Below are 25,645 nucleotides of genomic sequence, written 5' to 3'. Positions count from 1 at the left end.
TGCTCTTGTCCGTCTGCCCGGGGCCGGTTCGCTCAGGCGATCTCGCGCGCCGCGCCGCCGGTTGCGGGGCGATCCGCACGCGCCAGTCGGGTGGCCTGCTCGGAGCGGACCGGCTTGCCGAGGAAAAATCCCTGCGCCGTGCCGCATCCGAGTGAGATCAGCTTGCTCAGTTGATCTTCGGTTTCCACACCCTCGCCGGTGGTTTCGATTGCCAGATCGCGGGCCATGCCGGTGATTGCGCGTACGACGGCTGCAGCGCCGGCGTCGGTTTGCGAGACGCTGACGAAACTGCGGTCGATCTTGATGCGGTCCAGTTCAAAGCTGCGCAGATGCGCCAGCGACGAATAGCCGGTGCCGAAATCATCCATCGCCACCCGCACACCGAGAGCACGCAGCCCGGACAGCGCAGCGGCGATTTCCCCGTTGCTTTCCACCATCGCCGTTTCGGTCAATTCGATCTCCACCCGCTGCGGCAGCAATTGATGGTCTGCGAGGGCTTTGGTGACCTGTTGCAGGATATTGGCGCTGCGCAACTGCACCGGCGAAACATTGATCGACACATAGATGTCATCCGGCCACTCTGCCAGTTGCCGGCATGCCTCGTTGATCACCCAGCCGCCAATGTCGAGAATGGCGCCGGACTGCTCGGCAACGGGAATGAAGTCGTTCGGCGGGATCAACCCGTTTTCAGGATGCTGCCAGCGAATCAGCGCCTCGAAACCGCAGACCTTGCGGTCCGGCAGCTGGTACAGGGGCTGATAGTGCAGCTCGAACTGCCCCTTCTCGACGGCGACCCAGAGGTCGGCTTCAAGGCGTCGGCGCCGCACAGCCTCTTCCATCATCCCGTCCTGATAGATCGCCAGCCGCCCGCGTCCCTTGTCCTTGGCATCATACAGGGCCAGATCCGCCATCTGCTGGATCGTATCCTGATCGGTCTCCGTATCGCTGAAGGCGACGCCGACGCTGCAGCCGACGGACACCATCTCACTGCCGATCTCGAAGGGGATCGACAGCACGCGGACGATCTCCTCGCCAATCTCGATGGCGCTGCCGGTGTCATCAACAATCAGCAGGCTGATCTCGTCGCCGCCGAGCCGGAACGGCTGACCGACATCCTTGCACACCGCACGCAGACGATCCGCGACAGCAACCAGCAGATTGTCGCCGACCGCGTGCCCGAAAGTGTCGTTGACGAATTTGAACCGGTCGAGATCAATCAGCAGCAGCGCAAAGCGGGCGCCGGCAAGCTTGCTAAGTTCATCGGCAAAGCGGCGGCGATTGGCCAGCCCCGTCAGCGCGTCATGAAAGGCGAGATGCGCCACCTTCTTCTGGCTTTCACGCATCTCCGTGACATCATCATAGGTGAAGATCGCGCCGCCGCCATCCATCGGCTGGCAGGCAATGTTCAAGACGGTGCCGTCGCTCAGATGATGATCGAGCCGCACCGCGAGGTTTTCCGTGCGCCACCGCCCCTGCGTGCTGGCGATGCGTTCACTTCGCGCCGCGTCCCACCCCTGCGTGCTGCTGATCAGGCCGAGCAGGTCGTCGAACGGCATGCCGATCGCGACCTTCGCCGGGTCAAGGTCGAACAGGTCGAGGACGCGGCGGTTGAAGAGCTGCACCGTACCGTCATGCGAGACCATCACCAGACCGTTCGACATGTTGGCAAGCGCGTCCGCCGCCTCGGCGCGCGCGCGGGTGTCGATCAGGCTGCTTGCCCAGCAGGCGCCGACAATCACCAGGCCGACCGCAGCCACCGCAAGCGCCATTGCACGCAGCGCAGCGGGATTGGAGAACGCCGCATCGACATGCAGCGGATCCACCTTGAAGGCCGTCATCCCGGTGAAATGCAGTCCGACAATCGCCAGCACCAAAAGGCCGGCGGCGAATTCCTTGCGACGAGCGGCGCGCGCATGGCGCGAGACGTGCAGCGCAGCGGCGGAAAGGACAACAGACAAGACCAGCGAAGCCGAAAGATAGGTCTCATTCCATGTCACGATACCCTGGATGCGGTAGGCGTACATGCCGGTGTAATGCATGACGGCGATGGCCAGTCCGACGATCGCGCCGCCGAGCGCCGCTGCTGCGCGTTGTGAACCATTGGCGGCAACCCAGAACCCGCCGGCCACCCCGGTAATCGCCACGAGCAGCGACACGATGGTCAGCACGGGATCGAACCCGACCGGCAGGCCGGGCTCGTAGCCGAGCATGGCGATGAAATGCGTGCACCAGATCGCCGCGCCGGCGATCACCGCTGTCAGAACCAGCCAGGCGGCGCGTTCGATCGCGGTGGTCGCGCAGGCACGGTAAAACAGCTGCAATGTCGCCCAGGCCCCGACGACGCAGATGATCGCCGCAACCAGAACCAGCCACGGATCGTGTTCGGTTACGATACACGCCAGCACATTCATCATTGTATTTGCCCCAACTTCGCAGCCGAAAGATCGGCTTTTTCAACACCATGGGTATAGGTTGGGGCCGGTTTCATATTGATTAAAATCAATCAAGAGGTGCGGGCGCACGGGTGAGCGGCGGACACCGGCGTAGACGGGCAATTAATTTTTCTTGGTAATCGGCGCGCTGAGATCGCCACCCGAACGGGACAAGTTTCCTCACCTGGCAATCGCGGATAAAAGTCTCTGAGCGATTTAATAGGAGTGACGTCAGACAAAAACTGGTGCTGCCGGAGAGATTTGAACTCTCGACCTCTCCCTTACCAAGGGAGTGCTCTACCCCTGAGCTACGGCAGCCTGGCGATCAGTCGGAGGCACTGGCGCTGCGGCGCCAAGACCAGCGTCGGGGCGGGGTGCGCCGCAACGTCTGAAAGCGGCTCGCTCTTGCCACAGCTTTCCGGGCAGCGCAAGCCCTTGAGGGATGCTTTTGCGACCCCTGCCAACCAGCCTGGCGGGCCGCCCCTGTCGAGTCACGCCTGCCGGCATGGCGCAGGTGTACACCGCGCTCGCAGCACGCCGGGTCGGCCGATGCCGCCATCAACCTTCCCCGCGCCGTTGTTTTGCGCTATGCGCCAGACATGACGGACGATCCGAAAAACGACCGACAGCAGCGCCGCGCCGCACGCCTCGCCGCGGAACTGCGCGCCAATCTGCAGCGCCGCAAGCAGCAAAGCCGTGCCCGTCGCGAGGGACTGGCTGACGAGACCGACGGTCTGCCGGCTGCCGATACGACATCCGGCGACCATCCACATAAGCCAGGCGACTCCAGCTGACGACGGGCTGCCGAGCGCCATGCGACAGGGTGGCGCCAGCGACCTTGCTTCGATGATTGCCGTATCTCCGCTGATCGTCTAAACAGCGCCCGACAGCCGCTTTTCATCTTGCGCACAGCGCTCTGCCAACCTTCGAGGGTCATATGGACCGTATCAGAATTATCGGTGGTAACCCACTTAACGGGACCATCCCGATCTCCGGTGCCAAGAATGCCGCCCTGCCATTGATGATCGCATCGCTCCTGACCGACGATACGCTGACGCTGGAAAACCTGCCGCATCTTGCCGATGTCGAGCAGTTGCAGCGCATCCTCGGCAATCATGGCGTCGATATCTCGGTGGTCGGCCGCCGCCAGCGCCAGGACAGCGGCCATGCCCGAACCGTGCATTTCACCGCCCGCACCATTGTCGACACCACCGCGCCCTATGAACTGGTCTCGCGCATGCGCGCCAGCTTCTGGGTCATCGGGCCGCTTCTCGCCCGCATGGGCGAGGCACGCGTGTCGCTGCCTGGCGGCTGCGCCATTGGCACCCGGCCGGTCGACCTGTTCATCCACGGGCTCGAGGCTCTCGGTGCCGAAATCCGCATCGACGCCGGTTACATCAATGCGCGCGCGCCAAAAGGACTGGTCGGCGCGCGCTACACCTTCCCCAAGGTCTCTGTCGGCGCCACCCACGTTCTGATGATGGCGGCGACCCTTGCCAAGGGCGAAACAATCATCGAAAACGCCGCCCGCGAGCCGGAAGTGGCCGATCTCGCCGCCTGCCTGACAGCGATGGGCGCCAAGATCTCGGGGGCCGGCACCCAGACCATCACCATTCAGGGCGTCTCGTCCCTGTCTGGCGCCCGCCACAGCGTGCTGCCCGATCGCATCGAGACCGGCACCTATGCCATGGCCGTCGCCATGACCGGTGGCGACGTGACCCTTGCCAATACCGCTTCGCATCTGCTTGACACGGCGCTGGTGGCACTGCGCGAAGCTGGCGCCGATGTAACCGATGTCGAAGGTGGCATCCGCGTGCGCAAGGATGGCGGGCCGATCCGGCCGGTGGACATTGTCACCGATCCGTTCCCGGGCTTTCCCACCGACCTGCAGGCGCAATTCATGGCCTTGATGTCCCGCGCTGATGGCACTGCGCGCATCACGGAAACCATTTTCGAGAACCGTTTCATGCATGTGCAGGAACTCGCCCGCCTCGGCGCCGACATCTCGCTTTCCGGCCAGGTGGCGACGATAAACGGCGTGCAGCGCCTGAAGGGCGCACAGGTGATGGCCACCGATCTGCGCGCCTCGGTGTCACTTGTCATCGCCGGACTTGCTGCCGAAGGCGAAACGGTGGTCAACCGCGTCTACCACCTCGATCGCGGCTTCGAACGTTTGGAAGAAAAACTCACCCGGTGTGGCGCACATGTCGAGCGGGTCAGCGAATAGTCCCGGACAAGAAGGCTTTGCCGCTGGCGCAGTGGCACTGACGACGGGGAAAATGCCGCTTGCCGCCGCGCAACGCCGCCCATTGTCTTGGCCCTGTGATGACCCTATGTTGCATCGCAGCAACGCCTTGGTTCCGCCGCGACGCCTCGGGTCTGACAATGACCGGCGCACGGAGGGGATGAGATGGCAAGTGGAGGACGACCGATGGAACGGCTGAAACTGTTGGCGCTGGACGAGGCGGATATCGCGATCGTCTCCGCCTGCCTGCAGGATGCGGTTTTTCGGGCCGGGGACCTGGCCTACACAAACGGGCAATTGACCCTCGAAGCGAACCGTTTTGTCTGGGAGAGCGCCGAGGGCAAGCCGAAAAAGGGTGAGGCTTTTGAACGCCGTCGCGCCCTGTTGGCGATCAAGAGAGCCGAGGCAGTGCGCTCGCGCGGCGTCGACCGCGCCAAGCCTGATGCGGTCCATGCCATTCTGGCGTTGCGTTTTCTCCCCGGCGCCGAGGGGCCGGGCGGCACCATCGAGATCGTGCTTGCGGGTGGCGGCGCGATCTCGGTCGATGTCGAATGCATCGAAGTTCAGCTTGGCGACCTCAGCGGCTCCTGGGGCACGGCATTTCGCCCCCGTCATCCGCTGAATTGACCCGCATCCGGCCAGCGATCGGCCAATGGACTGGTAACGGCACCCGCGGCCTGAAGGGGCGGCGCTGAGGCGACCGCTCAAGGGCGTCCGAAGAGGGAGACAAGACAGTGGTTTTAAGGCTCGATCACGGCGATCCGGACTTTGCCGATCGGTTCGCGGCGTTCCTGACCACGAAACGGGAAGTTTCAGCCGATGTGGATGCGGATGTGCGTGCCATCATTGATGCCGTACGCCAGCGTGGCGATGACGCCCTGCACGATTTCACCCTGCGGTTTGATGGACTCGATACCCGCGCGGCCGGTCTGTCCGTTGCGGCCGCTGACATCGAGGCCGCTTACGAGGCACTCGATCCGGATCTGCGCGCCGCACTGCACTTTGCCCATGACCGCATCGCCAGCCATCATCGTCGGCAGCTGCCCGGCAATGATCGCTATCAGGATGCGCTCGGTGTCGACCTTGGCACGCGATGGACGGCGGTCGAGGCGGTCGGCCTCTATGTTCCGGGCGGCACTGCAAGCTATCCGAGCTCTGTGCTGATGAACGCCGTGCCGGCCCGTGTCGCCGGGGTCGAACGCATCGTCATGGTCGTTCCGGCGCGCCAGGGCGAGTTGAACCCGGTGGTCCTCGCGGCAGCGAAGATCGCCGGTATCGACGAGATCTACCGCGTCGGCGGCGCCCAGGCCGTCGCAGCTTTGGCCTACGGCACGCAAACCATCGCGCCGGTTTCGAAAATCGTCGGTCCCGGCAATGCCTGGGTGGCGGCCGCCAAGCGTCAGGTGTTCGGCACCGTCGGCATCGACATGATCGCCGGGCCGTCGGAAGTGCTGGTGATGGCCGATGGAGACAATGATCCCGACTGGATCGCCGCCGATCTTCTCGCCCAGGCCGAACACGACGCTGGCGCACAATCGATCCTGATGACGCCCGACCGGGACTTTGCCGAAGCCGTCGCTGCCGCAGTCGAGCGGCAATTGGCGATGCTGCCGCGGGCTGAGACGGCACGGCGAAGCTGGCTGGACTTCGGAGCGATCATCCTTGTGCCCGACTGGCCGACGGCGATCCCCCTGGTCAATCGCATTGCAGCCGAGCATCTCGAGATCGCAACCGCTGATCCGGAACAATGGGTCGATCACATTCGCAACGCCGGGGCCATCTTTCTCGGCCGGCACACGCCCGAGGTCATTGGGGACTATGTCGGCGGCTCCAATCATGTGCTGCCGACGGCCCGCTCGGCGCGCTTTTCCTCCGGCCTCTCGGTGCTCGATTACATGAAGCGCACATCGATCCTGAAGCTTGGTCCGGAGCAGTTGCGCCAGCTGGCGCCGGCCGCCATCGCCCTTGCTGAAGCTGAAGGCCTAAAAGCGCATGCCCGTTCGGTGGCCATCCGCCTCAACCTCGAGGACCGGGAATGACGCGAGCCAGCCAGTGCCTGTGCGATGTGGTTCTCGACGAGACCATCGGCCGTGCCACGCCCGACATCGAGCATGAGCGCGCCGTGGCGATTTTCGATCTGCTCGAGGAAAATGTCTTTGAGCCGGTGGGGCACAGTGAAGGTCCCTACCGCCTCAACCTTTCCCTGGTTGATTCCCGGCTGGTCCTGACGATCACCACCCAGGCGGGCGCGGCCGTGGCCACGCATATCCTGTCGCTGACGCCGTTCCGCCGCATCGTCAAGGACTATTTTCTCATTTGCGAGAGCTATTACGAGGCCATCCGCACGTCCAGTCCGAGCCAGATCGAGGCGATCGACATGGGCCGTCGCGGCGTGCACAATGAGGGCTCGCAAACGCTCATGGATCGTCTCGAAGGCAAGATCAATATGGATTTCGACACCGCCCGCCGCCTTTTCACGCTTGTCTGCGTGCTGCACTGGCGCGGGTAGGGGCAGCGCATTGACGGGGCAGGCAAGCGGCGGCCCGCCGGCACGACCAGGCGCCATATTGTTCGTCTGCGGCATGAACGCCATCCGCTCGCCGATGGCGGAGGTGATTGCCCGTGCCACGTTGCCGAGGGGCACCTATATCGCTTCGGCCGGTGTGAGGCCGGGCAAGCGGGACCCGTTCGTCGATGCGGTCCTCTCCGAGATCGGCCTCGATCTGGCCGAGCGGCAACCGCAGATGCTCGAAGAACTGGAAGACGACTATTTCGATCTCATCGTCACCCTTGCACCGGAGGCGCATCATCAGGCGCTCGAGCGCACCCGGTCGACCGCTGTCAGTGTCGAATATTGGCCGACCCCGGATCCCACCGTGGCAACCGGCACCCGCGAGCAGATTCTTGCCGCCTATCGCCAGGTACGCGAGATGATCCGGCAGCGCATTGAAGACCGGCTCGCCTGAGCCTCAGGACGGGCAAGCCGACCCGGTTAGGACGTTGGAACAAGAGTGTTCACAAATGCCTCGGGTTTGTGTAGGTTCCGGCCAATTCTCGGCGCCGGCCCGCGCACTGTGCCCGTTGGGACTTTTGCGCGCGCCGCCCTCAAAGGACGATTGAAACTAATATGGCGAAAGAAGAAGTTCTCGAATTTCCGGGCACTGTGGTTGAATTGCTGCCCAACGCGACATTCCGCGTGCGGCTTGAAAACGATCACGAAATCATTGCCCATACGGCCGGCCGCATGCGCAAGAACCGCATCCGCGTGCTTGCCGGCGACAAGGTTCAGGTCGAGATGACACCCTATGATCTGACCAAGGGTCGCATCACCTATCGCTTCCGCTAAGGCGGCATCTCGCGCAAACGGACAAGTCCGCACCGTCCATGGTTGAACCGCAGAAACTGATCTTGGCCTCCGGGTCGCCGCGCCGGGTTGAGCTTCTGGGTCAGGCCGGCATTGTCGCGGACCGTCTCATGCCTATGGATCTTGATGAGACTCCCGGGCCGAGCGAGCATCCGCGCTCATTGGCGCGCCGCCTGAGCCGCAACAAGGCCGAGGCGGCCCTGTCGGCCCTGAAGGGCGACTATGGCTGGGTCGGAACCCATATTCTTGCCGCCGATACCGTCGTCGCCGTTGGCCGCCGCCTGGTTGGAAAGGCCGAACGGGTCGAGGAAGCGTCCGAGGCTCTCTATCTTCTGTCCGGCCGCACCCATCGTGTCTTCACCGGCGTGTGCGTTATCACTCCGGAAAAGCGCGCCCGCCAGAAAGTCGTCGAGACGCGGGTCCGCTTCAAGCGCCTTTCGCGCCGGGAGATCGAGAGCTACCTGGCATCCGGGCAATGGCGCGGGAAAGCCGGAGCCTATGCCATCCAGGGCTTGGCGGGCACCTTTGTCGTCAAGCTGGTTGGTTCGTATTCCAATGTGGTCGGCCTGCCGCTCTACGAGACCGTGCAACTGCTCTCGGGCGAGGGCTACGATGTCCACACCCGCTGGGCGGAGGAAGCCTGATGACCGAACCGGCCAAGGTCACGCCGCTGCGCAAGCCGCAGCCCTGCCCGGAATGCGGCCGGCCCTCGGCCCGCGACAGCTATCCGTTCTGTTCCGAGCGTTGCCGCGCGCTCGATCTCAATCGCTGGCTGTCGGGCAGCTACGCCATCCCGGTGACCGAGGCGGAAGAAAATTCCGAGGTTGACCCCGACGATCGCGGTTGAAGACCTGGACGGCAGCAGATCAGAAGGCGCTCGCCGCGGCCCATGCGCCGCTGCAGGGCTGGCACGCGAAGGGGCGGGGGCCCGCAGAAACACCCCCGTCCACACCAGCGGGCAGAACGCGAAAAAGCACCTGACCGCCATTGCCGCACCGGCCGGCTCATTCCAGCCGAAAAGGTGCTGGACAGCGCAGAGCAAGATGCTATAACGCGCTCGCTTCCGGCGTGGTGCAGGCCGGCGGGAAGCAAAGTTGCCGGCACTGGCAGCGGGATGCCCAGATAGCTCAGTTGGTAGAGCAGCGGATTGAAAATCCGCGTGTCCGTGGTTCGAATCCGCGTCTGGGCACCATTTTTCCCTAAATAAATCAGCGAGTTATCAAATTCTCGCCCGCGCGCTCATGCGAGAAGAATCGCACTGGGTGCCGTTTGGGTGTTTTTTGGCCTGGTCAGGCTGTCAGGGTGGCACCTTCACAGGCCTGAAAAAATCCACTTGTTCAAAACTCATGTACGTGAGTGACTTTTGAACAAGTGGATTGAAAATCGCCCGCCAGAACGTGATTGGCGTGCTTCTCAGAAGTCGATCTTTGGGTTACGGCAGCGACCAGACCGACCGGCTTGTTTCGCCACGCTGCATGACGATGTCCACGTCATTGGCGGCGCGTCTCAAGGTTTCCGATGTGATCGCCCGGGCGAGCGATTATGCTCGGCGGTTTGCGAGGAGATCGTCTTCGCAGATGGCGGGTTCGACCTCATATGCCATGTCCGGGCAGTATCAGGGTTTGGAGTGCCTCGCGCCGCGTTTCATCAACTGCAGTCGGCCTTCTTGTCTTTGCATCGACATAGACGTGAACGAAAAAACCTTCAGCCGAAGCGCTGTCTTCGTTATTTCGAAAAAGTCCGACCTCGTAGCGGACCGAACTGGTGCCAAGCTTTGATACGCGGATGCCGGCGGTCACTTCGTCAGGAAACGCCATTTCCGCAAAATATCTGCAGCCGGTCTCAACGACCAGACCGAAGGTCTCGCTGGACCGGGGGTCAAGCAATCCCCGTCTGATCAGCCAGCCGTTTACTGCCGTATCGAAGAGTGAATAGTGAACAACATTGTTCATATGGCCGTAGACGTCATTGTCCATCCAGCGGGTCTGGATGATGCAGAAGTCCGCATAGTCACTACGCTTTGAGGGGGCGGCGCGGTCGGTCATTACCAGGCTGCCTTGTAGATCGAAAGGGCGTCCTGTTCGGATACTTCGCGTGGATTGTTGATCAACAAGCGCTGCTGAAGCATCGCGTGCGAAGCCAGCTTGGGAAGCGCCGTCTCGGGGATATCCACGTCGCGCAGCCGCGTCTGCATGCCGAGCTTCTTTGGCAGGATCGCCAGTTCTTCGATAAAAGCGGCACAGAGCGACTGTGCGCCGGTTTCGCGTTCCAGGTGCGGGAAAGCATCGTGGGCAATCTCGGCGTAGAGGGAAGCTGCGTCCGGTGCGTTGAAACGGAGCACATGCGGCAGGACCAGCGCATTGGAGAGACCGTGCGGGACATGGAACGTCCCGCCAATCGGATAGGCAAGCGCATGGACGGCGGCGACGGGTGAATTGGCGAAAGCCTGGCCGGCGAGCATGGATCCGAGCAGCATTGCGCCGCGCGCTTCGACATTGCCGCCGTCGAGTACCGCTGTCTCGATATTCGCGCCCAGCAGACGAAGTGCTTCGCGCGCCAGAAGCCGGGACATGGGATTGTTGTTGGCACTCTTTGAAGCGTAAGCCTCGATCGCGTGCACCATCGCGTCGACACCGGTCGCGGCCGTGATCGCCGACGGCAGGCCCAGGGTCAAATTGGCATCCAGTACCGCGAGATCGGGAAGGATGACAGCCGAGGACACGCCCCGCTTTTCCTCCTCGCCAACGGTGATGATCGAGATCGGAGTGACCTCCGATCCCGTGCCGGCCGTCGTCGGCACCAGGATGAGCGGCAGGCGAGGGCCTTTCGCGTTGCCGACACCCCAGACTTCATCGAGATCCTCTTCTGAGCCAAGCAGGAGCGCGGAAAGCTTGGCCACATCCAGCGAGGAGCCTCCACCAAATCCGACCACGCTGGTAACAGCGCCATTTCTCCCTGCTTCGACCGCTGCCATGAGCGTTGCAAGGCTGGGATCGGCCTCGACACTATCAAATAGGGTGACAGCGATCCCCGCCGCTTCAAACGAGGCGATGGCGGGATCGCATAGACCGAGTTTGCGCAAGCCCGGATCTGTTACGAACAGAGATGCCCTGCCGAGGAGGTCGCCTGCCGTTGAGGCCAGTTTCGCCGCCGCTCCCGGACGGAAAACGAGTGACTTGGTTGTGTTGAATACAAATGGATTCATGACTGTGCTCACCTGCCCTGACCTGCGTTCTCATAGTGCTCGCGCAGCTGAAACCGAATGATTTTTCCCGACCCCGTGCGCGGAATGGTTTCGATAATCACGAGATCATGTGGGATCTTGTAGGATGACAGGCGTTCGCTGCAGAACGCCTTGATGCTGTCGATATCCGGCGCCGTTTCCTCGGCGACAATAAACGCCACCGGAACTTCGCCGAGCGTGTCATGCGAGACTCCGACCACGGCGCAATCGCGCACACCGTCCATGACCACGATGGTTTCTTCGACTTCGGCCGGAGAAATGTTTTGCCCACCCCGGATAATCAATTCCTTCAGGCGCCCCGTAATGGTCAGGAAGCTGTTTGCATCCGCCCGGGCCAGGTCACCTGTGTGGTACCAGCCGTTCTTGAGAGCCGACGCCGTTTCGTTGGGTTTGTTATGGTAGCCCTTCATGACATTCGGGCCGCGGACGACCAGCTCGCCTTCGTCTCCCTGGGGCACATCCTTCCCAGTAGCCGGATCAATGATACGGACTGCAAGACCGGGCAGTGGAAGGCCGCATGATCCTGCGATGCGGGCCTGTCCCGGCCAGTTCATCGTCACCATGGTGGAGGTTTCGGTAATGCCGTAGCCGTCGAGCAGTTCGACCCCGAAACGCTCCTCGAACGCGTTGTTGAGGGCGGCGGGCATGATCGCGCCCGCCGACACGCAACGGCTAACCGACGAGAATGGATTGGTCCCGGCTTCCTTGGCCGCCAGCATGAGATAGTGGAACATTGTCGGAACGCCGGGCATCTTGGTAAAACGCCCGGAGCCAAGCAGATCCATCGCTTCATGCGTGGAAAACCGCTCCATCACATACTCGGTGGCGCCATTGGCGACGATCGACAGGACGCAAAAATTCAGCGCGTAGGAGTGGAACAGCGGCAGCGGTGACAAGATCGTATCGTCAGGTCCCATACCGAAGATCGGGGCCCAGCAGGCGGCATTGACCCAGAGCATCGATCGTGTCGTCAGCATCACCCCTTTGGGCGACCCCGTGGTGCCCGACGTATAGACGATCATTGATACGTCATCGATATCGTCGTCCTTCAGGGCGATCTCGCTGGCAGTGCGTGGACACAGGGACTTGAAACCGTTTTCTGAATCCGCGTCGTCGGTCAAAATCACGGCAGATGGGTCAATCTTGCCCGACGTTGCGATCGCTTCGCGCTTTTCGATGCGACTTACGATGATCCGGATGCCGGCATCTTCCACCCGGTAGTCCATCTCTGCCTGTTTTGCGTCAAAGGCGATCGGAACGGCGACGCCGCCTGCACGAATGGCAGCGAGCGTCGCAACAACCCAATCCACCGAGTTCGGTAACCAGATACCGACCGATCCGCCGGGTGGTAAGCCGCGGGCGATCAGGTTCGAGGCAAGGGTATTCACCTCATTCGCGAGGTCCCGGTAGGTTATGCTGCGTGTCTTGTCTTCGAACGCAATCTTGTCAGGATGGTCCGCGGATTGCCGCCGCAACAATTCCGCCAAGGGCGCGATGAGATCCAGTCTGATCATCTTATGCCTCCCGTTACCCGCTCATCAGACCATCGAGAAGCCGCCGTTCGCGCTGATCACCTGACCGGTGATCCAGGAGGCCTGGTCCGACGCCAGGAAAGCGACGAGCGGAGCCACGTCATCGGGCGTGCCAATCCGGCGGAGCGGATAGGCCTTGACGATCTTGTCCATGTTCTTGGCAAGAAAATCCGCATCCGAGTGTGCGGTCTGGACCAGTCCCAGCGAGACGGCGTTGACGCAGACATTGGCACGGCCGAGTTCGCGGGCGAGCGACTTGCCCAGCGCCACGGTCCCGGCGCGCGCGGCAGCGGCCATTGCGAGATTTGCCTCGCCTATCCTGGAACTGTCGCCGATCAGACTGATGATCCGGCCGGTGTTCTGAGCGATCATGTGCGGCGCAACGGCGTGGCAGCAGTGGATCGCGCCATAAAGGCAGGTATCGATTTGCGCCTTCCAATCTTCTGGTGTGCTCTCGACAAAGCGCTGGTATTTCACGTAACCCGCGTTGTTGACGAGGATGTCGACGCGTCCGAAATCGCTGACGATCGCATCAACCATTGACTTCACCTGCTCGTAATCGCTGATGTCGGCCTGAAATGATTTCGCGGTCCCGCCCGATGCGGTGATGTCATCGACGACAGCGGCGGCCTCATCCGCCGATTTTCGGTAGTTGACGGCTATCGTCGCGCCTTCGGCGGCCAGAAGCTTGCAGATTTCAGCGCCAGTATCACGGCCGCCGCCGGTCACGAGAGCGACTTTTCCGTTCAGTCCAAATTGCATCTGTTTACTCCATATCTTTCGTAGCCCGCTTGTCGACGATCAGCCGATGAAGCTTGCTGGGTGTTATCGGTAATTCGGTGATATCCAGATCGAGATGTGCGAGTGCATCGGCGACGGCATTTGCGATGGCCGCCGGTGCGCCGATCGTCCCACCTTCGCCCATTCCACGGAAGCCGCCGGGATTGTCCGGCAGTTCGGTTTCGAGGTGGATGACTTCGATATGCGGAACTTCGGCCGACGTCGGGATCAGGTAGTCGGCAAGACTTGCGGACAGCAATTGGCCCGTCTCATCATATTGCAGCTCTTCCAGCAATGCGACGCCGACGCCCTGTGCCACACCGCCGTGGACCTGGCCGTCGACGACCTGCGGGTTGATCATCTTGCCGCAGTCTTCGGCCACGACGAAACGGGTCAGCCGTATGGCGAGCGTTTCCGGGTCGATTTCGACCTCCGCGATATGCGTGGAGGACGTAGTCGTGCCCAGATAAGGGTCAAAACTTTCCTGCGACTCGAGTGTTTCGCGCGCATCGAGCGGTAACGTCGCCATGTCCGAATAGACAGCACGGGCTAAGTCCGCAAACCGAATCCGATGGTTGGTGCCGGGTACGAAGATCTCACCGTCGCCTGTTTCAACGCGGTCGGGGTCAACATCGAACAGCCGTCCCGCGACGCGTTTGACCTTGGTCAGCAGGGACCGAGTGGACTTGATCGCGGCGCCACCACCAATCACCGCGCTGCGGCTTGCATAGGTGCCGGTGCCGTGCACAGCAACGGCCGTGTCACCTTGCATGATCTGCACGTCTTCGGGACGGACCCCCAGTTCTTCAGCCACGATTTGCGCCAATGTGGTTTCCAGGCTTTGACCGTGGGATGCAGTGGCGAACATCGCGACGACAGCCCCTGTCGCATCGATCCGCACCGTGGCCGTTTCGCTGCCGGTGTTGATCGGCATGCCGGGCGCGACCGCGATACGCGATCCGATCCCTGTCAATTCCGCATAGGTGCCGATGCCCTGCCCAATCCAGCGCCCTTCCTTTCGGGCCGCCTCCTGTCGCTTCTTGAAACCGGCATAGTCGATCGTTTCGACAGCGGCTTCCAGGCACTCCATGAAACCGGACCGGTTCCAGATGATCCCCGACCCGATCCGATGCGGAAACTCCTCGGGGCGCACGAGGTTTCGACGCCTGATTTCGGCCCGATCCATCCCAAGATGGGCAGCGGCTTTGTCGACGAGGCGTTCGAGCGCAAACACGGCCATCGGGCGACCGACACCACGATATGGGCCGGTCGGAGGCTTGGGCGTGCAGACCGCGCGAACGCGGCCCCAATAATGGGGTGTGCGGTATGGACCGGGCAGGAAACTCGCGACCTGAACCGGTTCGAGTGCGGCAGTCCACGGGTAGATGGAGTAAGCGCCGATGTCGCCGATCACCTCGGCTTCCAGGGCGATGAACGTTCCGTCGTCGTCGAATGCGAGCCGCGCTTTGACGACTTCGTCGAAGCCCTGGCTGGTGGATGTAAGATCTTCGAGGCGATCGCTGACATACTTGACAGGTCTTGCCAGCCTGCGCGCGATGGCGACAACGAGAATTTCTTCGGGGTAAATCGAGCCCTTGCCGCCGAAGCCGCCACCCACATCCGGGGCGACGACACGGATCCTGTTCCCCGGCATGCCAAGCAGCCGGGAAAGCTCGTCACGGACGACGCCGGGAATCTGTGTCGAGCCATACAGCGTCAGGGCGTCCCGGCCGCGATCATAGTCGACGACGTAGGCTCTGTTTTCCATCGCGAGAGGGGATTTGCGCTTCAGGCGAAAGCGGCCTTCGACGACATGAGAAGCAGCGGCGATTTGTTCCGGGGCTTCACCGGTGGCGAAGACGCGCTCGAGTACGAGGTTGCCGGGAACATCGTCATGCAGCTGCACCGCACCGGCTGCAAGCGCGCCATCGACATTCGATGACGCGCCGAGCGGCTCGTATTCGACCACGATCGAGGTCGCCGCATCCTCGGCCAGGTAGCGGTCCGTCGCGACGACGACGGCCACCGGCTCGCCAACATAGCGGACAACGTCCCGGGCAAGGACCGGGCAGTGCGTCGCGTGATAATTCTTCATGCGCGATGGGGCCGATATGTCCGGAATGTCCGTGAAGTCCCCTGCAGTGTAGATCGCGAGAACCCCGGGCATTTCCAGCGCATCGCCGAAATCGATCTCGGAGATTTTCGCATGAGCCTGGTCGGAGCGGACAAAGGCGAGATGCACCATGCGTTCGAGACGGATGTCTGAGGTGAACCGACCGGCTCCGGTCAGCAGGCGCGGATCCTCAAGTCTCTGAACCGGTTCGCCGATATATTTGGGCCGGCTGATTTTTGACGGGATTGAATCCACACCGCGCTGCGATGAGACATCATTCATATCCATCGCTCCCCTTGCGCAGTGTCTGCCATTGGGCATCGTCGTGGCCGCAGATGATCATTGCGCCGCCCGCTTCGTACCGCCGGATCTTTGCGTAGGATTTCAGCAGCGCATCGCCATCGACCGCATTTCTGGGTATCTCGTCATTGTCGAGATTGCGGCGCAGGCTCACCGCATCGGAGACCAGCAGCACATCGCCGGTGCTGTCGAGCTTCGCGAGCAGCCCCATCAGGCCAGGAGTGTGACCCGGCAATGCAACGGTGACGAGTCGCCCGTCACCGAGGACATCGTGCCCTTCGCCGACGGCCTGCATCGGCATCGGGTGGTCCCACTCGACGCGCAGATAACCTTGCATCTCGGCGCCGTCAGACTTCGCTGATGCGAGCTCCGCCTCATGGCAGATGAAGCGGGCCTTGCGGAAGAATTCGTTGCAGCCGCAGTGATCGGGATGGAAATGGGAATTGACGACCACGTCGATGTCATCGGGCGATAGGCCGAGTTCCGCAAGCGCGTCGATAACATTTGCGGAGTGTCCGCCGATAGGCGTCATCACCTGTGCGAGTTTCCCCCATCGCGCCTCGGCATCGTCCGAAACGCTCGGATGACAGCCGGTGTCGTAGAGAACGTAGCCCGTTTCATGGGCAAACAGGACGGCGATGACTGGCAGTTCGATCGCTTCAGACTTGTCGGCTTCGGGTACATAGATGCGTTTGCGCATCCGCAACCGGCCACCATCGAGAATATGCATTTTCATGCCGGGACTCCATCACGCTCGTCGACAAGTTCTCGCACGGCCCGAACGATGTGCTCGTAGCCGGTGCAGCGACACAAATTTCCGGACAAGGCGTCGCGTATCTCGTCATCGGTGGACAGCGGCAAGGTTTCGAGGATCTCCGAGACCGTCATCAGAAAGCCTGGAGTGCAAAAGCCGCACTGAAGCGCGTGGTGCTTGCGAAACGCCTTCTGGATGCGATGCATGTCGATCGCCGTGCCAAGGCTCTCGACAGTTTCCACATTCGCCCCATCCAGTTGCGCTGCGAAAAGCAGGCATGAGCGGGCCGTCTTGCCATTGAACCTTATCGTGCATGCCCCGCAGACGCCGTGTTCACAGCCAACATGGGTGCCGGACATGAACAGCACATCGCGTATGAAGTCGGAGGCCAGCATCCGAGGTTCCGCTTTCGCACTGACTTTCTCGCCATTCAGGGTCAGAGTGATGTTTGTCTCGTTTGTCATGTCACGCCTGCGGCTCGGATCGCCGCCTGTTTGAGAACGCGGGACGCAAGGGTCGGCACAAGCGATCTGCGATAGTGCGACGACGCATGCATGTCGTCATTGGGCTCGAGCACATCCGCGCAGCCGCGAATCGCCTCGTCGATCGCGTCCGGTGGCATGCCTTCGAGCTTTTCTTCGACGTCCTTCATGCGGAGGGGAAAGTCGCCCACACCGCCAAGCGCCAATCTTGCGCGGGTGATCAATCCGTTCTTCGTGTGCACAGTCGCCGCGGCAGCCACGACAGCGAAATCGCCAGCCCGCTGAGCGACCTCAGTGAACGCCATGCCTGTTCCTGCCGTCGGTTTCTGAAGCTTTATCGAAACGAGGATCTCGGTTTCTTCGATCGCCGTCACCAATGGCGCGAAGAAAAATTCTTCGGCGCCGACGATTCTGGTGCCGTCGCTTCCGGCGATCTCGATCTCGCCGTCCAGCAAGGTGATGAGCAGGGGCCATTCGGCCGACGGGTCCGCGTGAGCCAGGCTACCTCCGATCGTACCGCGATTGCGGATGGCAACATGGGCCACATGGGCCATGGCCTCCGTGACAATCGGGAAGGCGCCACAAAGCTCCGTGCTGGCCGCGGCCTGTGCATGGCGCACCAGAGCGCCGATCCGGATTGCATCTCCCTCATCGCGAATATCGCAAAGATCGGACAGGTTGTTGATGTCGACCAGCCGCTCGGGCCGCACCAGCCTGAAGTTCATCATCGGCACGAGGCTCTGCCCGCCGGCGAGAATCTTGGCGTCGTCATGCTGAAGCGCGGCCAATGCTTCCTCCAACGTCGAGGGGCGGCAAAATTCGAAGGCAGCGGGCTTCATCTCAACTCGCCTTGAACTTTGGAGCGCGTTTTTCCGCAAAGGCGTCTCGGCCCTCGCGATAATCGTCACTTGTCGAGGCTTGATCTATCAGCGATTGGGCGTGACCAGGGTCGAAGCTTCCCTGCGAAATTCCGTTGAGGATGTATTTCGCGCCTCCCATCGACAATGGTGCATTGCCCGAGAGAGATCTTGCGAAAGCGATTGCATCGGCCATCGGGTCGTCGCTCACCTTGTCGACAAACCCCATCGCAAGGGCTTCCTCTGCGCCGAACCGTTCGGCGGAATAGAGAATGCGTTTGGCGTTGGTCAGCCCGACCAGGCCCAGGAGTTTCCGTGTCGCTTGCACGCCGTAAACGATCGAAAGCCGCGCGGCAGGAATGCCGAAAATCGCCTTGGTATGCGCAAATCGGAAATCGGCCGACATTGCCAGATGTGCGCCGCCACCGAGAGTGTATCCGAGATTGACCGCGATCACCGGCTTGCTGGCATGGGTAATCCCGGCACATCCGTAATCGACAGCGACCTCATAGGCGCGGGACTGGCCGAGGTCGTCGCGCACCGACGCAAATTCCGCTATGTCCGCTCCAGCGGAAAAATCAGAACCGGCGCCGGTCAGTATGATCGCTCGCACGTCGCGATCAGCGGACAGTTCGGCAAAGATATCGCCGAAGGCGTTCCACATCGCATAGGACACGGAATTACGCTGGGCCGGCCGATTGATAGTCACCGTCGCGATTCCGTCATTGGTACTGATTGCAATATCGTTCATTGGGGTTCAGCTTTCGAAGCGGTGACGACAGCCTGGAAATCGTCAAAGAACTGTCGCGCCAGCTTTTTCGCCGTGGAATCGAGCAGGCGGGATCCGAGCTGCGCGACCTTGCCGCCGACATCGGCTGCCGCCTCGTAGTGCAGAACGGTTTCGAGCGGACCCGTTTCCTCAAGTCGGACATGCGCCGACCCCTTCGCAAAGCCGGCAATGCCGCCCTTGCCTTCACCTGAGAGAACGTAACTCTCGGGCGGTTTGATATCGGTGAGATCAACCGCGCCGGTGAAGCGCGCCTTGATCGGCCCGATCTTCAGCGACACTTTCGCGGTCATGTGATCTGCCGTCTGCTGTTCCAGCTCTTCACAGCCTGGAATGCATTGGCGCAAGACCCCGGGATCGTTCAGGGCCGACCAGACCGTCGCCCGGTCGCACGGAATTGTCACCGAATCCTTGAAATTCATGGCACCACCAAATCAACGAAGGGAAAGGTTCCGGAGCGGGCGAACCCGCCCCGGTCTGGGAGGATGCTCGAAGCGATTTACTGCTTGACGAGCGGGCACTCACTTTCTGAGAGCGGGCGAAAAGCCTTGTCGCCCGGGATCGTTTCAACCAGCTTGTAGACATCCCATTCGCCGGTGGACTCTTCCGGAGTCTTTACCTGGTAAACATACATGTCATGCACCATGCGACCGTCCTCACGGATCTCGCCGCCCTGCGCGAAGAAGTCGTCGATAGGCATTTCCCGCATTTTGGCCATCACGGCCTTCGCATCCGTCGTACCGGTCGCCTCGACAGCTTTCAGATAATGCATCGTCGAGGAGTAGTCGCCCGCGTCGCCCATATGCGGCATGACGCCCATGCGCTCCTTGAACCGCTCCGCAAAGGCACGGGTTTCGTCGTCGCGGTCCCAGTAGAACCCGTTTGTCAGGATCATGCCCTGGGCAACATCAAGGCCGAGCGCTTTGACGTCCGTCAGCCAGACGAGCAAACCGGCCGTGAGCTTGCCCGTATCGGCCAGGCCGAATTCACGCGCTGACTTGACGGCGTTGATGAAGGTCGTTCCCGATCCGGCGATCGCGACTACCTGCGCCGGGGACGCCTGGGCCTGAAGCATGTATGCGGAATGGTCGGATGTCTCGATTGGATAAAGCGCATTGCCGACGACCGTACCGCCGGCCTTTTCGACTATAGCGGAGGCATCGGCTTCCAGGGCATGACCGAAGGCGTAGTCAGCCGTCAGGAAATACCAGTCCTTCATGCCTTGACTGACCAGCTGGTTGGCCGTGCCGTTCGCCAACGCATAGGTGTCATAGGAATAGTGGATTGAGTTCGGCGTGCATCCGGCACCGGACAGCTTGGACGAGCCGGACCCGGTGACGATGGCAATGCCGTCCTTCTCGGCCGCAATCTGCGCGACGGACAAAGCAATGCCGGAATTGATCAGATTGCCGATCAGGGTGACACCCGAATTTTCATACCACTCCTGTGCCGTGGATGCCGCGATCTCTGGCTTGTTCTGGTGGTCGGCCACGACAACCTCGATCGGCTTGCCAAGCACTTCACCACCGAAGTCCTCGACCGCCATCTCGATCGCCGTGACGGCGCCTTTGCCGGACTCGTGACTGAACTGACCGCTCATGTCGGTCAGCACGCCGATCTTCACCTGTCCATCGTCAGCTAGCGCCATTCCAGCGGTGGTTGAACACATCAGCGCGGCAATGCCTGCGCTCAGAATCTTCTTCATGATCATCGTTTCCTCCCATGTCAGTCCTAACGCCGACATTCAAGATTGCTCTAATAGACTGAGTGTCCGATAAAAACCTGCGGATACCCTCCATTCTGAGCTAAAAAATGGAGCCTCCTATTCGCACTAGTTTTTGCGACTGCCATCTTTTAACTTGCACTAATAGACTTAATCTGGTTTTCTGAGTCAAGCCCCAAAGCGAATATGAGGCGCCGGATCAAACGTTCGTTTGCGTATGCGCCGGCTGGAGAGCGCCTTTGGGACGGCAGGAGGAGGACGAAGACGGTGATGCCGATACTTGAGACACGAGGCCTGTCTCGCGAGTTCAATGGCTTCGTGGCGGTCAACAATGTGGACTTCACGGTCAGTGCCGGATCACTTCATGCGCTGATCGGGCCGAATGGCGCCGGTAAAAGCACCCTGTTCAACCTGCTGACGCGGTTTCTCTCGCCCAGCAGAGGGACAATCAGGTTCAAGGGTGAAGACATCAGCAACGTCCCGGCGGCCTCCGTGGCGCGCAAGGGACTTGTCCGCTCATTCCAGATTTCGTCTGTGTTCCCGCACCTGTCAGTCCATGAGAACATCAGGATCGCCTTGCAGTCGAAAGATCGGGAAACGTTCAGCTTCTGGCGATCCGACAGCGCCCTTTCCCGCCACGATGCGGAAATCATGGCCTTGCTCACCGAAGTGGGTCTGGCGGACTATTCCCGGCGCCTTGCCGTCGAACTGCCCTATGGTCGCAAACGCGCCCTCGAACTGGCTACGACTCTGGCGATGCGCCCGCAGGTCATTCTTCTCGATGAACCGATGGCCGGGATGGGCCAGGAAGACATCGATCGCACGTCCAAGCTTATCAGGCGGGTCGGCGAGCAGACGACGATCGTCATGGTGGAACACAATCTCTCGGTAGTCGCCGACATATCCGACCGCATCACGGTCCTGCGCCGCGGCGAGGTCATCGCCGAGGGAAGCTACGCAGAGATTTCGTCCGATCGCGAGGTTCAGCAGGCCTATATTGGAGGCTCTCATGATTGAGGATGCAACGCGCCTTGAGGTCGAGAATCTGCACAGCTGGTACGACGAAAGCCACATACTTCACGGCGCAACGATGAAGGTCAGCAAGGGCGAGATCGTCACCTTGCTCGGGCGCAACGGCGCTGGAAAGACCACCATGATGCGCACGCTTGCCGGCGTCGTAAGACAACGCAAAGGCAAGCTGGTTTTCGATGGTCACGACCTGATGTCCACGCCGGCCCATCGCGTCGCCCGACTGGGACTGGGCTATGTCCCGGAAGAGCGCGGAATCTTCTCTTCGCTAAATGTCGCCGAAAACCTGGTCCTCCCGCCGGTCGTCAAGGCCGGTGGAATGAGCATCGAACACATCTACGAATTGTTCCCGAATCTGAAAGGGCGCGACTCGACAGTCGGCACCAGGCTCTCAGGCGGCGAACAGCAGATGCTCGCGATCGCGCGAATCCTGAGAACCGGGGCCGACTTCATTCTGCTCGATGAGCCAACCGAGGGCCTCGCGCCGGTGATCGTTGAAGATATTGCTCGTGTGCTCGGAGAACTGAAAAATCTGGGTCTGACGATCATTCTGGTCGAACAGAATATCCAGTTCGCCACGGCCAGCGCCGATCGGCACTATGTGATGGAACAAGGCCGGATCGTCGACGAATTCAGTAACGAAGCGCTTCTTTCAGACATGGCGCGGATCAACGCTTATCTCGGCGTTTAGGGGAGGGAAGAATGCCTGAGATATTCGGCGTTCCGGTCGTGGTGCTGCTCGGCCAAATTCTGTTGGGCCTGATCAACGGCTCTTTCTATGCGGTGTTAAGCCTGGGGCTGGCGATCATTTTCGGGATGCTCAACATCATCAACTTTGCCCATGGCGCGTTGTACATGATGGGCGCATTCGTGACGTGGCTCTGCCTGTCGCAACTGGGGCTCAACTACTGGGCGGCGCTTGTCGTTGTCCCCCTTGTCGTCGGGGCGTTCGGAATAGTCATCGAACGTCTTTTCCTGCGGCATCTCTACCGGATCGATCACCTTTACAGTCTGCTGTTTACTTTCGGGCTCGCACTCGCTCTGGAAGGGCTATTTCGCTACATCTTCGGCGCGGCAGGCAAGCCTTATCCCGTCCCGCAGGAGCTCACAGGCGTCTTCAAGCTCGGCTTCATGATCCTGCCGATCTACCGCGCCTGGGTTATCGTGGCAGCCGTCACCGTCTGTGTTGCCGTCTGGCTGGTGATCGAGAAGACAAAGCTCGGCGCCTGGCTACGCGCGGCAACCGAAAATCCCTCCCTGGTCACCGCGTTCGGCATAAATGTACCACTCATGCTCACGCTGACCTATGGCTTTTGCGTCGGGCTCGCGGGTTTCGCGGGCGTCCTCGCCGCGCCGATTTATCAGGTCAGTCCGGGCATGGGGTCCAACCTGATCATCATCGTCTTTGCTGTCGTGGTCATCGGCGGGCTTGGCTCGATCGGCGGCGCGATACTGACCGGTCTGGGTCTCGGCGTCATAGAAGGACTCACGAAAGTGTTCTACCCGTCCGCATCGACCATCGTGGTGTTCCTCGTGATGGTGCTTGTGCTCCTTCTCCGTCCATCCGGCCTCTTCGGGAAGGAAAATTGATCGTGTCTACTCTCCTTCAAAACGTGGTTGTGGCAACTGTCGAGAGACGCTGGATAGCAGGGTTCGCGGCGGTGGCGATTGCTGTTGCGCTCTTGCTCGCGCCCCATCTCGTCTACCCGCTGTTCCTGATAAACATTCTTTGCTTCATATTATTCGCATCGGCCCTGAACCTCGTGCTTGGCTACGCGGGTCTTTTGTCCCTGGGGCATGCCGCGTTCTTCGGTGGCGCCGCATATGTTACTGCCCATGCTGCAAAGGTCTGGGAGATGCCATTCGAAGTCGCGGTCCTTCTGGGCACGGCATTTGCCGGCCTGCTCGGTCTCGTTTTCGGCCTCATCGGTATCCGCAGATATGGCATCTACTTCGCCATGATCACGCTTGCACTCGCGCAGATGATCTATTTCCTTGCCGTTCAGATGCCTTTCACCGGCGGCGAAGACGGGATCCAGGCCGTTCCACGCGGAACGTTCCTGGGGATTGTGGATCTCAACGACATAGCGGCAATGTATTATGTCGTTCTGGGTGCGACCGTTGCAGGAATTCTCTTCCTGTGGCGAACGCTTCATTCGCCTTTTGGGCACATCCTCGCTGCGATCCGTGAGAACGAACCGCGGGCAATTTCCCTCGGGCTCGACGTCGCCCGCTACAAGCTGATCGCTTTCGTTTTATCGGCGACGCTTTCCGGATTGGCGGGATCGCTCAAGGTGATCGCCTTTCAGCTCGCCTCACTGTCCAATGTGTCTTGGCATCTGTCGGGTGAAGTCGTCCTCATGACCCTCATTGGCGGGATGGGCACATTCGTCGGGCCGATCATCGGATCGGCCTTCGTTGTGACGCTGGAGCATATGCTTGCGACCAGCGGTCTGCCAATCTCGCTCGTGGTGGGGGTCATTTTCATGGGGTGCGTCATGCTGTTCAGACGCGGCGTTTACGGCGAGACCCGGGCCCGCCTGAAAGCCATAGTCGAGCGCGACCGGGCCTAACTGACGTCATTTCACGGGCAAATCATAGTTTAGAATGTAGTCGGTCTCGCTTGCCTGGATCGGTTTCAGGCAATGGTCGCAAACCACCTGCGGCACAAAGTCCTGTCCGCAGCTGCGATGGCGCAGTCGAAGAGGCGGACGCCCGTCATTAATCCAACGATCGCCCCATGCCATCATGACGATCATCGGCTTGTAGAGATCGTGGCCCATTTCGGTTAGGCGATATTCGAAACGGTTGCGTGAGTTTCCGTAAGAGGTTTTGCGCAGAATACCTTCATCGACCAGTCGACTGAGGCGATCGGCCAACACATTGCTGGCGATGCCGAGCTTTTCACGCATTTCGTCATAGCGGCGCACACCGAACCAAGCTTCTCGGAGGATGAGAAAGCTCCATTTGTCGCCGATAATCATCAGGCTGCGGGCGACCGAGCACGGGCGCACGCGCTGCAACAATTTCGGATCGGAACTTCGGCGCGTTTTCGAGCGGCGCTCCGCTGAGGAAAAGCCGGCGCCGGGTCCATCGCGGAAATGAACCTCGTGCGCGCGCACGGGTTGCTTGCATTCGGAACAGACTGTCGTCGGATGGCACTCGTTGCCACACGACGTGTGGAAGAGGCGGAGCGGCGGAGCTGCACCATTCGTCAGCCTCTTGTCGCCGAATTCCATGAGCGACAGCATCGCTGGAAAGAGATCTTTGCCACGCGCGGTAAAGAAGTATTGCCGCCCCGGCTCGTTCGGCCGACGACCGATCACGAATATGTCGTTCTCGACCAGAGCTGCGAGGCGGGCCGACAAGGTTTGGCGGGGTATCGCCAGTCTTGATTGAAAAGTGTCGAATCGGCGGACGCCGAAAAACGCTTCCCTGATAATTAAGAAGCTCCAGCTATCGAGCACAATCTCCACGGTGCTGCGAACCGAGCAATTGCGCTCGATCAGCGGGCTGGATTCGACGTTGAGATTCGGTGTCATCAAGTCATCTCGCATTTCTTGGTCTTCTCAACATAAGAGAAGAAAGCTCGCGGGCGGAAAATTCGAGTTGTAACGCTGGCAATCCTCAACAATGTCTCCTATCAGCGCACTTCCTCGTTTTCCTCAGAGACGTTTCGCAAGGGTTAGTGGTCGGGATTGATCTAATTTCAATGGATTGTCTAGACCGAGCAGGAACTGCCAAGTGGGCCCGACCACGGGATCTCCTCGACCTTCTTCGCCCACAGCTCCAGCGCCTCTCGCTTCTCGTTGAAATAGGTGTAACGATTGTAAGTTGCGCCAAAGTCTGAGACGACCCCTGATTTGTGGTTCGTCACAGCGTCAATCACATGGGGCAGCACGCCGAGCTTCGCCATTCCCGCTGGCGCCGTGCGCCGAAAGTCGTGAAAGCGCCAATCAGCCGTTCCGTCCGGTCACGACGCAATCTCTTGTCAGGGCAGCGG

The 25,645-nt window shown here is 60.8% G+C and carries 27 protein-coding genes and 2 tRNA genes; 14 read left to right on the top strand and 15 right to left on the bottom strand.

The window, feature by feature from the left end; genetic code table 11:
• Positions 1 to 32 precede the first annotated feature (32 nt).
• Positions 33 to 2,414, bottom strand: a complete 2,382-nt coding sequence (locus KY465_RS09100; protein ID WP_219201347.1) for a bifunctional diguanylate cyclase/phosphodiesterase — start codon at positions 2,412 to 2,414, stop codon at positions 33 to 35.
• 261 nt (positions 2,415 to 2,675) lie between these two features.
• A tRNA-Thr gene (locus KY465_RS09095) sits at positions 2,676 to 2,750 on the bottom strand.
• Positions 2,751 to 3,031: 281 nt separating this feature from the next.
• Between KY465_RS09095 and KY465_RS09090 the strand changes: the two genes are divergently transcribed.
• The 10 genes from KY465_RS09090 to KY465_RS09045 all read left to right on the top strand — a co-directional run bounded on the left by KY465_RS09090 (position 3,032) and on the right by KY465_RS09045 (position 9,233).
• A complete protein-coding gene (locus KY465_RS09090) occupies positions 3,032 to 3,226 on the top strand; it encodes a hypothetical protein (RefSeq protein WP_219201346.1) in 195 nt (64 codons plus the stop codon).
• 143 nt (positions 3,227 to 3,369) lie between these two features.
• Positions 3,370 to 4,659, top strand: a complete 1,290-nt coding sequence (murA, locus tag KY465_RS09085; RefSeq protein ID WP_219201345.1) for a UDP-N-acetylglucosamine 1-carboxyvinyltransferase — start codon at positions 3,370 to 3,372, stop codon at positions 4,657 to 4,659.
• A 204-nt stretch (positions 4,660 to 4,863) separates the two neighbouring features.
• Positions 4,864 to 5,304 carry a DUF2948 family protein gene (locus KY465_RS09080; protein WP_219201344.1) on the top strand — a complete coding sequence of 147 codons (441 nt, stop codon included), beginning with the start codon at positions 4,864 to 4,866 and terminating at the stop codon, positions 5,302 to 5,304.
• 107 nt (positions 5,305 to 5,411) lie between these two features.
• Positions 5,412 to 6,716, top strand: a complete 1,305-nt coding sequence (gene hisD / locus KY465_RS09075) for a histidinol dehydrogenase (protein WP_219201343.1) — start codon at positions 5,412 to 5,414, stop codon at positions 6,714 to 6,716.
• Entirely contained in the window at positions 6,713 to 7,186 is a 474-nt protein-coding gene (locus KY465_RS09070) for a UPF0262 family protein (protein WP_219201342.1), read from the top strand. The genes hisD and KY465_RS09070 overlap by 4 nt, the downstream gene beginning before the upstream one ends.
• 10 nt (positions 7,187 to 7,196) lie before the next feature.
• Positions 7,197 to 7,643: an arsenate-mycothiol transferase ArsC gene (locus tag KY465_RS09065; protein WP_255561537.1), complete on the top strand. Its 447-nt coding sequence runs from the start codon at positions 7,197 to 7,199 to the stop codon at positions 7,641 to 7,643.
• Between the two features lie 161 nt (positions 7,644 to 7,804).
• Positions 7,805 to 8,023 carry a translation initiation factor IF-1 gene (gene infA, locus KY465_RS09060; RefSeq protein WP_219201340.1) on the top strand — a complete coding sequence of 73 codons (219 nt, stop codon included), beginning with the start codon at positions 7,805 to 7,807 and terminating at the stop codon, positions 8,021 to 8,023.
• Positions 8,024 to 8,061: 38 nt separating this feature from the next.
• Positions 8,062 to 8,685, top strand: coding sequence for a Maf-like protein (locus tag KY465_RS09055; RefSeq protein ID WP_219201339.1), 624 nt, complete (start codon positions 8,062 to 8,064; stop codon positions 8,683 to 8,685).
• The gene (yacG, locus tag KY465_RS09050; RefSeq protein WP_219201338.1) at positions 8,685 to 8,888 is read left to right on the top strand and encodes a DNA gyrase inhibitor YacG; all 204 of its coding nucleotides are present in this window, start codon (positions 8,685 to 8,687) and stop codon (positions 8,886 to 8,888) included. Before KY465_RS09055 ends, yacG begins: the two co-directional genes overlap by 1 nt.
• Before the next feature lie 269 nt (positions 8,889 to 9,157).
• A tRNA-Phe gene (locus KY465_RS09045) sits at positions 9,158 to 9,233 on the top strand.
• Positions 9,234 to 9,633: 400 nt separating this feature from the next.
• Here the strand turns inward: KY465_RS09045 and KY465_RS09040 are convergent.
• From KY465_RS09040 to KY465_RS08990, 11 genes are all read right to left on the bottom strand, one after another.
• Positions 9,634 to 10,086, bottom strand: coding sequence for an acyl-CoA thioesterase (locus tag KY465_RS09040; protein ID WP_219201337.1), 453 nt, complete (start codon positions 10,084 to 10,086; stop codon positions 9,634 to 9,636).
• Complete coding sequence (locus KY465_RS09035; protein WP_219201336.1) at positions 10,086 to 11,246, bottom strand: iron-containing alcohol dehydrogenase; 1,161 nt, start codon at positions 11,244 to 11,246, stop codon at positions 10,086 to 10,088. Before KY465_RS09035 ends, KY465_RS09040 begins: the two co-directional genes overlap by 1 nt.
• Before the next feature lie 8 nt (positions 11,247 to 11,254).
• Positions 11,255 to 12,799, bottom strand: coding sequence for a class I adenylate-forming enzyme family protein (locus KY465_RS09030; RefSeq protein ID WP_219201335.1), 1,545 nt, complete (start codon positions 12,797 to 12,799; stop codon positions 11,255 to 11,257).
• Positions 12,800 to 12,823: 24 nt separating this feature from the next.
• Positions 12,824 to 13,579 (bottom strand): SDR family NAD(P)-dependent oxidoreductase, encoded by a 756-nt coding sequence (locus KY465_RS09025; RefSeq protein ID WP_219201334.1) that lies wholly within the window; start codon positions 13,577 to 13,579, stop codon positions 12,824 to 12,826.
• Between the two features lie 4 nt (positions 13,580 to 13,583).
• Complete coding sequence (locus KY465_RS09020) at positions 13,584 to 15,992, bottom strand: xanthine dehydrogenase family protein molybdopterin-binding subunit (protein WP_219201333.1); 2,409 nt, start codon at positions 15,990 to 15,992, stop codon at positions 13,584 to 13,586.
• Complete coding sequence (locus KY465_RS09015; RefSeq protein WP_219201332.1) at positions 15,985 to 16,746, bottom strand: N-acyl homoserine lactonase family protein; 762 nt, start codon at positions 16,744 to 16,746, stop codon at positions 15,985 to 15,987. The genes KY465_RS09020 and KY465_RS09015 overlap by 8 nt, the downstream gene beginning before the upstream one ends.
• A complete protein-coding gene (locus KY465_RS09010; protein WP_219201331.1) occupies positions 16,743 to 17,228 on the bottom strand; it encodes a (2Fe-2S)-binding protein in 486 nt (161 codons plus the stop codon). Before KY465_RS09010 ends, KY465_RS09015 begins: the two co-directional genes overlap by 4 nt.
• Entirely contained in the window at positions 17,225 to 18,085 is an 861-nt protein-coding gene (locus tag KY465_RS09005; RefSeq protein WP_219201330.1) for an FAD binding domain-containing protein, read from the bottom strand. Before KY465_RS09005 ends, KY465_RS09010 begins: the two co-directional genes overlap by 4 nt.
• Position 18,086: 1 nt before the next feature.
• Entirely contained in the window at positions 18,087 to 18,854 is a 768-nt protein-coding gene (locus tag KY465_RS09000) for an enoyl-CoA hydratase-related protein (RefSeq protein ID WP_219201329.1), read from the bottom strand.
• Positions 18,851 to 19,312 carry an SRPBCC family protein gene (locus tag KY465_RS08995; protein WP_219201328.1) on the bottom strand — a complete coding sequence of 154 codons (462 nt, stop codon included), beginning with the start codon at positions 19,310 to 19,312 and terminating at the stop codon, positions 18,851 to 18,853. Before KY465_RS08995 ends, KY465_RS09000 begins: the two co-directional genes overlap by 4 nt.
• A 77-nt stretch (positions 19,313 to 19,389) precedes the next feature.
• Positions 19,390 to 20,595 carry an ABC transporter substrate-binding protein gene (locus KY465_RS08990; RefSeq protein ID WP_219201327.1) on the bottom strand — a complete coding sequence of 402 codons (1,206 nt, stop codon included), beginning with the start codon at positions 20,593 to 20,595 and terminating at the stop codon, positions 19,390 to 19,392.
• Positions 20,596 to 20,883: 288 nt separating this feature from the next.
• Between KY465_RS08990 and KY465_RS08985 the strand changes: the two genes are divergently transcribed.
• From KY465_RS08985 to KY465_RS08970, 4 genes are read left to right on the top strand one after another with little or no spacing between them, the layout of a single operon-like run.
• Positions 20,884 to 21,630 (top strand): ABC transporter ATP-binding protein, encoded by a 747-nt coding sequence (locus KY465_RS08985; RefSeq protein ID WP_219201326.1) that lies wholly within the window; start codon positions 20,884 to 20,886, stop codon positions 21,628 to 21,630.
• Positions 21,623 to 22,333 (top strand): ABC transporter ATP-binding protein, encoded by a 711-nt coding sequence (locus tag KY465_RS08980; RefSeq protein WP_219201325.1) that lies wholly within the window; start codon positions 21,623 to 21,625, stop codon positions 22,331 to 22,333. The genes KY465_RS08985 and KY465_RS08980 overlap by 8 nt, the downstream gene beginning before the upstream one ends.
• Before the next feature lie 11 nt (positions 22,334 to 22,344).
• Positions 22,345 to 23,232: a branched-chain amino acid ABC transporter permease gene (locus KY465_RS08975; protein WP_219201324.1), complete on the top strand. Its 888-nt coding sequence runs from the start codon at positions 22,345 to 22,347 to the stop codon at positions 23,230 to 23,232.
• A 53-nt stretch (positions 23,233 to 23,285) separates the two neighbouring features.
• On the top strand, positions 23,286 to 24,215 hold the full coding sequence (locus tag KY465_RS08970; RefSeq protein WP_428982991.1) for a branched-chain amino acid ABC transporter permease: 930 nt from the start codon (positions 23,286 to 23,288) through the stop codon (positions 24,213 to 24,215).
• 6 nt (positions 24,216 to 24,221) lie between these two features.
• Here the strand turns inward: KY465_RS08970 and KY465_RS08965 are convergent, their stop codons facing one another.
• On the bottom strand, positions 24,222 to 25,184 hold the full coding sequence (locus KY465_RS08965) for a winged helix-turn-helix transcriptional regulator (RefSeq protein WP_255561536.1): 963 nt from the start codon (positions 25,182 to 25,184) through the stop codon (positions 24,222 to 24,224).
• Between the two features lie 179 nt (positions 25,185 to 25,363).
• The gene (locus KY465_RS08960; RefSeq protein ID WP_219201322.1) at positions 25,364 to 25,558 is read right to left on the bottom strand and encodes a site-specific integrase; all 195 of its coding nucleotides are present in this window, start codon (positions 25,556 to 25,558) and stop codon (positions 25,364 to 25,366) included.
• Positions 25,559 to 25,645 lie beyond the last annotated feature (87 nt).

The sequence above is a fragment of the Neohoeflea coraliihabitans genome (genome assembly GCF_019334345.1).
GTDB classification, from domain to species: domain Bacteria; phylum Pseudomonadota; class Alphaproteobacteria; order Rhizobiales; family Rhizobiaceae; genus Pseudohoeflea; species Pseudohoeflea coraliihabitans.
Note: the sequence above shows the minus strand (reverse complement) of the source record. Positions and strands in the feature narration are given on the sequence as shown.

Bases quoted from the DNA above. Each gene is read 5' to 3' on its own strand.
- KY465_RS09080 (WP_219201344.1), top strand. From the start codon at position 4,864: ATGGAACGGCTGAAACTGTTGGCGCTGGACGAGGCGGATATCGCGATC.
- KY465_RS09090 (WP_219201346.1), top strand. From the start codon at position 3,032: ATGACGGACGATCCGAAAAACGACCGACAGCAGCGCCGCGCCGCACGC.
- KY465_RS09000 (WP_219201329.1), bottom strand. From the start codon at position 18,854: ATGAACGATATTGCAATCAGTACCAATGACGGAATCGCGACGGTGACT.
- KY465_RS08980 (WP_219201325.1), top strand. From the start codon at position 21,623: ATGATTGAGGATGCAACGCGCCTTGAGGTCGAGAATCTGCACAGCTGG.
- KY465_RS08990 (WP_219201327.1), bottom strand. From the start codon at position 20,595: ATGAAGAAGATTCTGAGCGCAGGCATTGCCGCGCTGATGTGTTCAACC.
- KY465_RS08985 (WP_219201326.1), top strand. From the start codon at position 20,884: ATGCCGATACTTGAGACACGAGGCCTGTCTCGCGAGTTCAATGGCTTC.
- KY465_RS09035 (WP_219201336.1), bottom strand. From the start codon at position 11,246: ATGAATCCATTTGTATTCAACACAACCAAGTCACTCGTTTTCCGTCCG.
- KY465_RS08975 (WP_219201324.1), top strand. From the start codon at position 22,345: ATGCCTGAGATATTCGGCGTTCCGGTCGTGGTGCTGCTCGGCCAAATT.
- KY465_RS09055 (WP_219201339.1), top strand. From the start codon at position 8,062: ATGGTTGAACCGCAGAAACTGATCTTGGCCTCCGGGTCGCCGCGCCGG.
- yacG (WP_219201338.1), top strand. From the start codon at position 8,685: ATGACCGAACCGGCCAAGGTCACGCCGCTGCGCAAGCCGCAGCCCTGC.
- KY465_RS09100 (WP_219201347.1), bottom strand. From the start codon at position 2,414: ATGATGAATGTGCTGGCGTGTATCGTAACCGAACACGATCCGTGGCTG.
- KY465_RS08995 (WP_219201328.1), bottom strand. From the start codon at position 19,312: ATGAATTTCAAGGATTCGGTGACAATTCCGTGCGACCGGGCGACGGTC.
- KY465_RS09025 (WP_219201334.1), bottom strand. From the start codon at position 13,579: ATGCAATTTGGACTGAACGGAAAAGTCGCTCTCGTGACCGGCGGCGGC.
- KY465_RS09005 (WP_219201330.1), bottom strand. From the start codon at position 18,085: ATGAAGCCCGCTGCCTTCGAATTTTGCCGCCCCTCGACGTTGGAGGAA.
- murA (WP_219201345.1), top strand. From the start codon at position 3,370: ATGGACCGTATCAGAATTATCGGTGGTAACCCACTTAACGGGACCATC.
- KY465_RS09070 (WP_219201342.1), top strand. From the start codon at position 6,713: ATGACGCGAGCCAGCCAGTGCCTGTGCGATGTGGTTCTCGACGAGACC.
- KY465_RS09030 (WP_219201335.1), bottom strand. From the start codon at position 12,799: ATGATCAGACTGGATCTCATCGCGCCCTTGGCGGAATTGTTGCGGCGG.
- infA (WP_219201340.1), top strand. From the start codon at position 7,805: ATGGCGAAAGAAGAAGTTCTCGAATTTCCGGGCACTGTGGTTGAATTG.
- KY465_RS09020 (WP_219201333.1), bottom strand. From the start codon at position 15,992: ATGAATGATGTCTCATCGCAGCGCGGTGTGGATTCAATCCCGTCAAAA.
- KY465_RS08960 (WP_219201322.1), bottom strand. From the start codon at position 25,558: ATGGCGAAGCTCGGCGTGCTGCCCCATGTGATTGACGCTGTGACGAAC.
- KY465_RS08965 (WP_255561536.1), bottom strand. From the start codon at position 25,184: ATGACACCGAATCTCAACGTCGAATCCAGCCCGCTGATCGAGCGCAAT.
- KY465_RS09010 (WP_219201331.1), bottom strand. From the start codon at position 17,228: ATGACAAACGAGACAAACATCACTCTGACCCTGAATGGCGAGAAAGTC.
- KY465_RS09040 (WP_219201337.1), bottom strand. From the start codon at position 10,086: ATGACCGACCGCGCCGCCCCCTCAAAGCGTAGTGACTATGCGGACTTC.
- KY465_RS09015 (WP_219201332.1), bottom strand. From the start codon at position 16,746: ATGAAAATGCATATTCTCGATGGTGGCCGGTTGCGGATGCGCAAACGC.